The sequence below is a fragment of the Streptomyces sp. NPDC052721 genome (assembly GCF_040678315.1).
Lineage (GTDB): Bacteria > Actinomycetota > Actinomycetes > Streptomycetales > Streptomycetaceae > Streptomyces.
Map to the genome: position 1 here is coordinate 118,917 of NZ_JBFATL010000027.1, position 7,904 is coordinate 126,820.

A 7,904-nucleotide genomic window follows, 5' to 3' on the forward strand; every position below is an offset into this window, starting at 1 on the left:
ATCCGGACAGAACGAGACCGTAGGCGCCTTGAACAGTTTGTTGATTTCCGGCCTGTTGCCGGTGTGTGTCCTGCCCGCCCTGGGACAGCCGCGCTACGACAGCACCCGCGCCGCCCCGAGCAGCGCGTCCCAGTCGGAGAGTTTGACCACGCCGCGCCCCAGCCGCGCCCCCAGTGCGGCCTCGGCGCGCTCGATCGCCAGCCAGCCGTCCCAGGGCACGGGCTCGACGCCCGCCGCCCGCAGGGCCAGGGCCGGCTCCTCCGGCACGTCCGCGCGGCCGAGTGCGGGAGCGTCCGCGAGCAGGGAGGTCACCGTCTCCTTGGCGCAGGGCCGGTTGGTGCCGATGACCCCGGTCGGACCGCGCTTGATCCACCCGGCGACGTACTCGCCGGGGGAGGGCACGCCGTCGCGCAGCACCCGGCCCTCCTGGTGCGGGACCGTGCCGCTCGCCGGGTCGAACGGCAGGCCTTCCAGCGGCACTCCGCGATAGCCCACCGAGCGCAGCACCAACTGGGCGGGCAGGTCCTCGTACCGGCCCGTGCCGGTCACGCCGCCCGTGCCGTCCGGCGCCGTCCGTTCGAAGCGCACGGCACCCACCCGGCCGCCGTCCGCGAGCAGTTCCACCGGCCGCAGGAAGAACCGCAGCCGGATCCGCCGCGCGGCGGCCACCGCGGGAGGCCGTGCCGCCCAGTCGCGCAGCACCTCCACATTGCGGCGCGGCCCCGCCGGCAGCGCGCCGGGATCGACCGGGTCGAGCGCCAGTTCGGCCTTGTCCACGATCACGTCGGTGTCTGGCAGCGCGCCCAGCTCGCGCAGCTCCTTGGTGGTGAAACGGGCCTGTGCGGGGCCGCGCCGGCCCACCATCTGCACCTCGGTGAGCCCGCTCGCCGCCAGCGTGTCCAGCGCGGCCTGCGGGATGTCCGTGGGCCGCAGCTCCGCCGCACCCCGGACCAGCATCCGGGTGACGTCCACCGCGACGTTGCCCACCCCGATGACGACCGCCGAGCGAACCCCGCGCAGGAAGCCCGCGTCGGCCGCGTCCGGATGCGCGCTGTACCAGGACACGAACTCGGTCGCCGACCAGCTGCCCGGCAGATCCTCGCCGGGGATCCCCAGATGGCGGTCGGTGGCCGCGCCCACGCAGTACACCACCGCGTGGTAGAGCCTCCTGAGCCGCTCCACCGGCAGCCCGCCGGGGCCGCCCACCCGGACCCCGCCGAGGAAGCGCACCCGCTCGTGCTCCAGTACCGTCCGCAGGCTGCCCTGGAGGGACTTGATCTTCTCGTGGTCCGGGGCGACGCCGTAGCGGACCAGGCCGTACGGGCACGGCAGCCGGTCCAGGACGTCCACCCGGACCTCGGGATCACGTTGAACGAGGCTCTGGGCGGTGTAACACCCACTCGGCCCGGAACCGACGACGGCGACACGCAGCACAGCGGTACTCCTCGCCCGAAGGAGGGTGTGCGGACGGCTCCAGCATGGCACCGCGGGGCCACGGACGGCAGGGGCCGGTGGGGTGACCCGGATGCGTGTCCATACGTACGGGTGTGGTCGCGGCGTTACGTTGCGTGTGTGCCAGAAGCATCCTTTCTTGGTCTTCGTGATCGGAACGCGGAGGATGGCGCGGTCTCCGTGTGGCCCGCGTGGCAGGTGCGGGAGCACGGTGGCGTCACCTCCTGGTTCCAGGTCCGGCTGGTCTTCCCCGACGGGGCCCGGGTCGACGCCCTGGCCGTGGTGAGCGCGGGGCGTGTCTCCATCGAGGACGTCCAGGCCGAGCCGGCCCTGTCCCTCGCCGACCTGTCGGCGCTCGCCGACTGGATCGAGGGGCCGCTGTCCGAGGCGTGCGGTGTGGGTGCCGATGCGGACGTGCCGTGCGGCGTGGGCACTCCCGAGACGGATGAAGACGCGCCCCCGGACGCCGGGTGCCCGCAGACCGAGGGACCCCCGCCGGACGTCGGCGACCCCGTCACCCGCCGTGCCCGGCCCCCCTGGCCGCGTGGCATCGAGGGCCGCCGGCTCGTCGCGCGGCAGTACCGCGCGGCGCAGGACGAGGGCGCCGACCCGGTGCTGGCCGTGATGAACGCGACCGGACGCGGTCGCCGGCGCGCCCTCCGGCTGATCGCCCAGGCCCGGGACGCGGGCCTGCTCGCACCCCGTCACGCCCGGCGCTGACCGATCGGCCGGCCCCGGTCAGGGGGTGCCCGGCCGCTCCCCCGTGGCGAAGAACCGGGACAGGTCCTCTTGGACCGCCCCCGCCTCCCCATCGCTCTCCGGGGGCACCCCCATCTCCCAGTCGAGCCCGTACCGCTGGAACAGCTCCGCCCGCAGCACCGGAACGGGCATCGGCACCCCCGGCACCAGCGCCGCGAACACCGCGCCCATCAACAGGGCGCGCAGCATCGGGTAGTCGGCCGAGACGTTCTGCGCACCGTACCGGGCGACGGTGTCGCTGAGCAGTTCCGCCAGCCGGCGCTGCTCGGGGCACTGCACGAAGCCCTCGGCCTGGAGCAGGCCCGCCATGTGCTGGCGCATCAGCACGGGCCGGTCCCGGGCCAGGCCGAGGATCGCGTCGATGGCCCGGGCCAGCCGCTCCCGGCCGTCCTCGGTGCGCGGCTCCCGCTCCAGCGCCTCCTCCAGCGTGCGGTGCATCAGCCGGTGCACGGCGGACTGCACCAGCTGGCGTTTGCCGGGGAAGTAGTACGAGACCAGGCCGCGTGCCGAACCGGCCCGGTCCGCGATGTCGCCCAGCGTCGTGGCCTCGAACCCGCGCTCGCCGACCAGCTCCACGGCGGCCTGCAGCAGCCGTTCCCGGGAACGCCGCCGCAATTCTTCATTGACCGAGGCGCTGCGCGGGGACATTCTGTAACTCCTGCGTTGACTGGCTGCCAGCCAACTATACTCAACGCAGCGGGGCACCCCTATGCCGGGGGACCGCCCGGAACAGCCGTCCGTCTGGGGCGACGCGGGGGATCGTCTCAGACGGACGGTGCGGCGCGCCCGCTCGCGTGGGCGCTCAGCCCACGAGATCCAGTACCGGCAGCAGCGCGTCCGGGCGTTGGGGCGCCGGCAGGTGGTCGACGAAGTACACCCGGCAGCCGAGCGCGCCGGCGCCGCCGTCCGCCGCCCGGTTGTCGCCCACCATCAGCACCCGCCGCGGATCGGCGCCGAGCGCCTCGCAGGCGACCGCGAACAGCCGCGGGTCCGGCTTCTGCACCCCGTGCTCGTACGACAGCACGTACGCGTCCACATAGGCGTCGAGCCCGTGCTCCCGGAAGACCGGGCGCAGATCCCAGCCGATGTTGCTGACCACGCCGACGCCGGTCCCGCGCTCGCGCAGGGTGCGCAGCACCTTCTCGGCGTCGGGGTACGGGGTCCAGGCGGCGGGGGACATGTGCCGTTCGTACAGGGCGTCGTGCAGCCCGGGATCCGGCAGCGGCACCCGGCGGGACAGACCTGTGTAGGCGGCCCGGTGCAGTTCCGCGCTCTCGTCCCGCACCGCCCAGAGCTCCGCGAGGTCCGCCGGCAGCTCCACCGGCTCCGCGCCGCCCGGCAGCGCGCCCGCCGCCTCCAAGGCCCGGGCGGTGCTGGTCAGTTCGGCCTCGGACACACAGTGACCGGTCTCGTTCAGCACCGCACGCAGCCACGACTCGGCGGGCTCGGCGCGGAACAGGGTCCCGGAGAAGTCGAACAGCACGGCGGTCATGCGCCGGACTCTACTGGTCCACCGGTGGCCGCGTCCGGTCGTTGCGCGGCCACTCGTGGACCGCCACCGCCACCGCGACCAGCGCCGCACCGGCCAGCCACCCGCCGAGCACGTCCGAGGGCCAGTGGACACCCAGCCACACCCGGGTGACGCCCACGCCCACCACCGAGATCAGCGCCGCGGTCACCGCCGTACGCCACAGGGCGGGGCGTGGGCCGTGGCGGTGCAGCAGCCACAGCAACAGGCCGCAGACGACGGTGGCGGTCATCGCGTGACCGGACGGGAAGGCCGCGTAGTGCGCGGAGTCGACCGGGTTCGGCCAGACCGGGCGGGGCCGGCCGACGAGGGCCTTCACGGACTGCTGCACGATCGTGGCCACCGCGCAGGTGATCCCCAGCCACAGCGCCGTCCACCAGGCCGCGCGCCGCCAGACGAGCCACACCGCCGCCGCCGCGCAGACCAGCCGCATGGTGGTCGGGTCCCACACCCAGTCCGTCAGCACCCGGAAGACATGCGTCAGCTCGTGGTCGCGGACCGCCCAGCGGTGGGTGGTGCGGGAGAGGTCGCCGTCCACGGTGATCAGGGGGTGCCAGCGCAGGGCGACGAGGACCAGCAACACCAGGAAGCAGGCGCCGAGAGCGCCGGCCACGCGTGCGGCCCTGCGGAGCGTCCTCGGTGGCTCGGGGGCGGGGGGCGACGGGGGAGCGGAGCGGCGATGGTGCATGCCGCGATCCTTGTGGAAGCGAGGGGCCGTGGCCAAGTCCCGGTGGGGCAGCGGCGCCGTGGCACGTCTCCATCGGGGCGGGATCCGTCAGGCGGGCGGCAGTGGCCCAGCGCCCGCAGCCCGGACACCAGCGTCACCAGCACCGGCACCAGCGCGGCGGTCTCCGTCAGGCGCGGTTCGCGCCGGGCCGGCAGCCGGACCGGTGCCGTCAGCAGCCGCCGCACGCGGTCCGGCAGATTGCGCTTGCAGAGTCGGACAGGGCCCGCACACCCCGCTTCTCGTCGAGTTCGACCAGGGCGAGGGCCGTCGGGTTCGGATGGTGGGACGAGGGTGCGCGCGTTCCGGACGGTGACGCGAGGGCCTACGCCTTGCGCGGCCCCACCGTCACATCGCCAGCAGCATCGCCACCATCCCGATCCCCATCGACAGCCGGCAGGCCCGGGCCAGCTCGGGGCGGTCGCCCCAGCGGGCCGGGCCCGTCCCGCCCGCCGGAGCGTGGGCGGGCACCAGCCGGGCGCCGGAGAGCAGCACGTACCCCGTGAAGTACAGCAGTAGCGCGCCGGTCAGCAGCGGCACGCCGGTGCCGCCGTGCCCGTGGTGGGCTGCGGGCGGAGACTCCGCCATCGCCACCGCCATGTAGACCATCGCGGCGCTGCCCACCAGATGGTGCAGATGGTGCGGGGCGCCGCGCGCCGCCCACAGCGCGCGCAGGGCCGCCGCGCCGAACACGGCCGCGTACACCGGCCACGCCCATCCCGGCGGCGTGAACACCGCCGCCGGGACGGCCATCGCGGCCATGCCGAAGCCCATCAGCGCCTCGCCGCCCGCGGCCCGGCGCTGCTCCTCGACGCCGCTGCGCATCCGCAGCAGGCAGTAGGCCCCGGTCAGCGCGCACAGCGCGACCAGCAGCCAGGCGATCGACACCGGTCCGTGCACGCGCACCTCCACGCTCGACGGTCGGTCGAGGGTGGGATGCCCGCCACCGGCGGAGCGCACGCGAGCGCAAGGGTGTACACCGGGAGCATGCGCGGGAGCACGGTCGTGACCAGGCCCTGCGCCCACTATTTTACGAGTAAAACACATGCTAAATTGATGGGATGAGCAGTGCGACCCCCCACCGTCTTCCCCTCGCCGTAACCCTCCGTCTCGGGCGCCCCTCCGACATCTGGTTCAAGCCCGCGCTGAGCGTGGTGGCCGCGGTCGCCCCGCCCAACCTCACGCTGCTCGCGCTCGGCCGCCTCGACCTCGCGATGTACACGATGGCCGGCTCCCTGTGCGCGCTCTACGGCCACAACCGGCCCTACGCCGCCCGGGCCCGCGCCCTGGCCTGGGTCGTGCTCGGCATGGTCGGCGGCCTCGCCGTCTCCCTGCTCGCCGCCGCGCTCACCACGAACGCCGTCGTCCTTGTCACCGTCGGCGCCGTCCTCGCGGCGGTCCAGAAGACCGTGTGCGACGCCACCCGGACCGGACCGCCCGGCAACGTGGTCCTCACCTTCATCAGCTCCGCCTCGCTGTTCGCACCCCAGACCCCCGGCCAGGTCCCCGGGCACGTCGGGCTGGCCCTGGCCACCGGCGCCTGGGCCTGGCTGGTCGGCATGGCCCCCGGGCTGCTCCGCCCGCACGGCCCCGAGCGCCGCGCCACCGCCCAGGCCCTGAACGCCGCCGCCGCGTACGCCGACACGCGCGGCACCGCCGACGGTCACGCCCGGGCCCGCGCCGCGACCGCCGCCGCGATCCACGCCGCCTGGCAGTCGCTGCTCGCCGCCGGCGCCCGCCCCGACCGCACCCGGCGCGCCCTCGAACAGCTCCTCGTCCGCGCCGAGGTCGCCCTGGCCGCGCCCGCCGACACCGACCCCGCACGGCTGCGCGCCTGGGCCCGCGCCCTGCGCGGCACCGGCCGCGTCCTGCGGGTGGAGGCGCCGCGCGAGTCCGCCGACGAACTCCTCGGCCTGGCCGCCGAACAGGCCGTGCCGCCCCGCTCGCCATGGCACCGCCTGGCGCCCCTCGCCCCGCTCGCCGTCCGCACCGCGCTCGGCTGCGCTCTCGCCGGATACGCCGCTCTCGCCCTCGGCGTCGGCCGCCCCTACTGGGCGCTCGTCACCGCGGCCTCGCTCTACCAGGCCAACGTCACCCTCACCTGGAGCCGGGGCGTCCAGCGGGTCGTCGGCAACCTCGTCGGTGTCCTCGTCTTCGCCGCGCTCGCCCCGCTCGCCCCTCTGCACCCCGCCGCCCTGGTCCTGTGCTGCCTCGCCCTCAACTTCGGCGCCGAGGCGCTGATCGGCCGCAACTACTGGCTGGGCAGCGTCTGCGTCACCCCGATGGCCCTGCTCATCACCGAGTTCGCCCGCACCCAGAACCCGGCCGAGCTGATCACCGACCGGATCGTGGACACCCTCGTCGGCGCCCTGGTCGGCTTCGTCGCCGCCGTCGCCGTCACCAACCGGCGCGCCGGAGACCGCCTGGAGCGCGCGCTGAGCGCGGCGGAGGGGGCACGCGAGCACGCCGCCCGCCTGCTCGCCGAGCCACAGCCGGAGCCCCGCGCGCTGGAGTCCGCCCGGCGTAGCCTCGCCGCCGCCCTGGTCGATCTGCGCACCACGGCCGACGCCGCCGCCGGCGAGTGGTGGCAGCGCGCCCTGCCCGAGGACCGGGTCGTGCTCACCGAGCAGGCCGGACACCGTACGCTCGCGGCGACGGTACGGCGTCAGGGCCTCGCACCGCAGGACCCGGACAGCCACCAGGCCCCGGGCCGTGACCAGGACCGGGACCGGGTCCAGGACCCGGGCAGGACGACGGAGGACATACGGCCATGACGGCGACGAACGGCGGACCGACGCCCGGAAGCGACGCGACCGGTGCCCGGCCCCGGGCCGGCACCGACCCCGCACGCGGCGACACCGTCTCCGCCGTCGTCCGCCAGTGGCGGGCCGTCCACCCCGAGCTGGACACCGGGCCCATGGAGATCATCGGCCGGATCAACCGGTGCGCCGCCCTGCTCCAGCAGGCCGAGGACGCCCCGCTGCGCCGCGCCGGCCTGAGCCGCGCCGAGTTCGACCTGCTCGGCGCGCTCCGCCGCACCGGCCACGAGCTGACCCCGGGCGAGCTGGCCCGGGAGACCTTCTCCTCCGGGGCCGCCGTCACCAAGCGGATCAAGCAGCTGACCGAGCGCGGCCTGGTCGAACGGCGCGGCGACACCCGAGACCGCCGCGTGGCCCACCTCCGCCTCACCGACACCGGCCGCGACCTGGTCGACGGCATCCTCCCCGAGCAACTCGCCTACGAGACGGCCGTACTGTCCGTCCTCGACCCCGCAGGCCAGGGCGAACTGGCGGGCCTCCTCGCCGATCTGCTCAGCCGACTGGAGGGGCGGATGAGCGGCCTCCTGTCCTAGGTCCTGTCGTCAAACTCCCGTCGTCCGCCCGGAGGGCGGGCCGCGCGGCGTCAGGTGCGTGCTCTCGGCGTGCCGGGCCCCGGCCCTCG

Annotated in this window: 8 protein-coding genes and 1 pseudogene; 3 read left to right on the top strand and 6 right to left on the bottom strand. The window is 75.2% G+C overall.

The genetic code is table 11. The features are described 5' to 3' along the window. Nucleotides 1-93: 93 nt before the first annotated feature. Nucleotides 94-1,434 (bottom strand): FAD-dependent oxidoreductase, encoded by a 1,341-nt coding sequence (locus AB0L21_RS24800; RefSeq protein ID WP_365711114.1) that lies wholly within the window; start codon nt 1,432-1,434, stop codon nt 94-96. A 198-nt stretch (nt 1,435-1,632) separates the two neighbouring features. Between AB0L21_RS24800 and AB0L21_RS24805 the strand changes: the two genes are divergently transcribed. After that, nucleotides 1,633-2,172: a DUF6214 family protein gene (locus AB0L21_RS24805; RefSeq protein ID WP_365711112.1), complete on the top strand. Its 540-nt coding sequence runs from the start codon at nt 1,633-1,635 to the stop codon at nt 2,170-2,172. An 18-nt stretch (nt 2,173-2,190) separates the two neighbouring features. On the opposite strand, the gene AB0L21_RS24810 is transcribed toward AB0L21_RS24805, so the two are convergent. From AB0L21_RS24810 to AB0L21_RS24830, 5 genes and pseudogenes are all read right to left on the bottom strand, one after another. After that, complete coding sequence (locus AB0L21_RS24810; protein WP_365786439.1) at nt 2,191-2,859, bottom strand: helix-turn-helix domain-containing protein; 669 nt, start codon at nt 2,857-2,859, stop codon at nt 2,191-2,193. 154 nt (nt 2,860-3,013) lie between these two features. Beyond that, nucleotides 3,014-3,703, bottom strand: coding sequence for an HAD-IA family hydrolase (locus tag AB0L21_RS24815; protein WP_365711108.1), 690 nt, complete (start codon nt 3,701-3,703; stop codon nt 3,014-3,016). A gap of 10 nt (nt 3,704-3,713) precedes the next feature. After that, on the bottom strand, nt 3,714-4,427 hold the full coding sequence (locus AB0L21_RS24820) for a phosphatase PAP2 family protein (protein ID WP_365786441.1): 714 nt from the start codon (nt 4,425-4,427) through the stop codon (nt 3,714-3,716). Nucleotides 4,428-4,531: 104 nt separating this feature from the next. Further along, nucleotides 4,532-4,734: pseudogene (locus AB0L21_RS24825) on the bottom strand (M56 family peptidase); the annotation flags it as partial. A gap of 77 nt (nt 4,735-4,811) precedes the next feature. Further along, nucleotides 4,812-5,363, bottom strand: coding sequence for a DUF5134 domain-containing protein (locus AB0L21_RS24830; RefSeq protein WP_365711104.1), 552 nt, complete (start codon nt 5,361-5,363; stop codon nt 4,812-4,814). Nucleotides 5,364-5,524: 161 nt separating this feature from the next. Between AB0L21_RS24830 and AB0L21_RS24835 the strand changes: the two genes are divergently transcribed. Beyond that, a complete protein-coding gene (locus AB0L21_RS24835; protein ID WP_365786443.1) occupies nt 5,525-7,237 on the top strand; it encodes an FUSC family protein in 1,713 nt (570 codons plus the stop codon). Beyond that, complete coding sequence (locus AB0L21_RS24840) at nt 7,234-7,815, top strand: MarR family transcriptional regulator (protein WP_365711100.1); 582 nt, start codon at nt 7,234-7,236, stop codon at nt 7,813-7,815. The genes AB0L21_RS24835 and AB0L21_RS24840 overlap by 4 nt, the downstream gene beginning before the upstream one ends. Nucleotides 7,816-7,904 lie beyond the last annotated feature (89 nt).